The sequence below is a fragment of the Geomonas sp. genome (assembly GCF_056994735.1).
Genome location: NZ_JBXKJL010000150.1, coordinates 1 through 2,102, shown reverse-complemented (window position 1 = coordinate 2,102; position 2,102 = coordinate 1). Strand labels below are relative to the sequence as shown.

Annotated in this window: 2 protein-coding genes and 1 pseudogene; all 3 read left to right on the top strand. The window is 62.9% G+C overall.

Annotated features, from left to right (window positions below):
* Positions 1–275 (top strand): annotated as a pseudogene (locus AC11W3_RS07145) (hypothetical protein); the annotation flags it as partial.
* 174 nt (positions 276–449) lie between these two features.
* The gene (xseA, locus tag AC11W3_RS07140; RefSeq protein WP_484090771.1) at positions 450–1,802 is read left to right on the top strand and encodes an exodeoxyribonuclease VII large subunit; all 1,353 of its coding nucleotides are present in this window, start codon (positions 450–452) and stop codon (positions 1,800–1,802) included.
* Between the two features lie 51 nt (positions 1,803–1,853).
* Positions 1,854–2,078 (top strand): exodeoxyribonuclease VII small subunit, encoded by a 225-nt coding sequence (locus tag AC11W3_RS07135; protein WP_484090772.1) that lies wholly within the window; start codon positions 1,854–1,856, stop codon positions 2,076–2,078.
* Positions 2,079–2,102 lie beyond the last annotated feature (24 nt).

The window sequence follows — 2,102 nt, the reverse complement described above, 5'->3', positions numbered from 1 at the left end:
TCACCGCAACCTTCACCCTGGCCCCGCTGGTGAAGATCGGCCCGACAAGCTACCCGACCCTCCAGGCCGCCTACGACGCAGCCACCGACGGCGCGGTGATCCAGATGATAGAAGGGTGCAACACCTTCTCGCTGACAGCTAACCGTGCCATATCCGTCATCATCGAGGGGGGCTACAACGCCGACTACAGCGCCTCTGCAGGCGAGACCACCATCGACGGCCGGATCAACGTGCGCAGCGGCACGGTGAGGACCGAGTGGGTGAGCGTGAAGTGATGCGAGGGTGCAGTTTCGAAGGAAGGTTGGGAAGGGAAAGAGGCAAAGCAAAAACCTAATGCCCTTATCGGGGATCCAGATTTCACGTCGTTTAGGAGCTGGATTCCCGATCAGAATCGCTTCGGGAATGACAGTATTGGAAGCTGGCGGAAAATTGGTACTTCTGAGGAATGTATGGAATTATTCAAGGACCGTCGCGTCCTGTCTGTAACCGCACTGACCGCCCTGGTGCGCGAGGTGCTGGAGGAGAACTTCGACCAGGTCTGGGTCGAGGGGGAGATCTCCAACTACGCCTGCCCCCAGTCGGGTCACTGCTACTTCACCCTCAAGGACGCCGGCGCCCAGATCCGCTGCGTCATGTTCCGCTCCGCGGCCCGCTCCCTAAAGTTCACCCCACGGGACGGCATGCGGGTCCTCCTGCGAGGACGCATGTCGCTCTTCGAGCCGCGCGGGGAGTACCAGCTGGTGGCGGATTACCTTGAGCCACAGGGCCTTGGCGCCTTGCAGCTCGCCTTCATCCAGCTCAAGGAGCGGCTGGCCAAGGAGGGGCTCTTCTCCCCGCTGCACAAGAAGCCCATCCCCAAGCTCCCCCGGAAGATCGGTGTCGTCACCTCGCCGACCGGCGCAGCCATCCGCGACATCCTCACGGTCCTCTCCCGCCGCTTCGCCAACGTACAGCTCCTGATCGCTCCCGTCCGGGTCCAGGGGGAAGGGGCGGCAGCCGAAATAGCCATGGCCATCGAGGACCTCAACCGGGTAGGGGGCATCGACGTCATGATCGTCGGCCGCGGAGGCGGCTCCCTCGAGGACCTGTGGGCCTTCAACGAGGAGGTCGTCGCCCGCGCCATCCACCGCTCCTCGGTCCCGGTCATCTCCGCGGTCGGGCACGAAATCGACTTCACCATCGCCGACTTCGTGGCGGATCTCCGGGCCGCCACACCTTCCGCCGCCGCCGAGATCGTGGTCCGCAGCAAGAAGGAGCTCATGGCGGAGCTGGAGGCCCTCGACCACCGCCTCGCCATGGCCCAGATGCGCAGCCTGGACCGCCTCCGCGCCCACGTCGCCTCGCTTAGCCGCGCGGTCGCCGACCCCACCCGAATCCTGGGACACATGGCCCAGCGGGTCGATGCGCTGGATGCCCGGCTGGTGCGGGAGGTCGGGCTCCTCCTCGACCAGCACGGCGAGAGGATCGTGACCCTCTTGGCCAGGCTCTCCCAACAGAGCCCCGCGCTCAGCGTGAAACGGACCTCGGAGCGCCTGGAAAGCCTCTCCCTGCGCCTGGACCATGCCATGACCCGCCGCCTCGGGGGGGCTGCCGAGAGCCTGCGTCTCGCCTCCGGAACTCTCAATGCCGTTTCACCGCTTGCCACCTTGTCGCGCGGCTACAGCATCACCCGGAAGCTCCCGGAGCGTTCCTTGGTGCGGAGTAGCCGCGAGATCGAGGCCGGAGACCGGGTGGAGCTGACCTTCTCCGAGGGGGGAGCTCTCTGCCTGGTGGAAACGAAGCTGCCGCCAGTCAATCCTTGACGGCGTGGCCTCAATCTGTATAATGATGTTCTTTTTTTAACGAGGTACGTTATGGCTGTAGAGAAGTTCGAAACGTCGCTGAAAAAACTCGAAGAAGTCGTGAAAAAACTTGAGGGTGGGGAGCTTTCCCTGGAGGAGTCCCTGAAGGCTTTCGAGGAAGGGGTGAAGCATTCGGCCTTTTGCAGCAAGAAATTGAACGAGGCCGAGCGGCGCGTGGAACTCCTCATGAAACAGCGCGACGGCAGCTTCACCAGAAAACCTTTCGAAGAGGAATAAAAACGTGAAAGGTGAAGGGTGAAT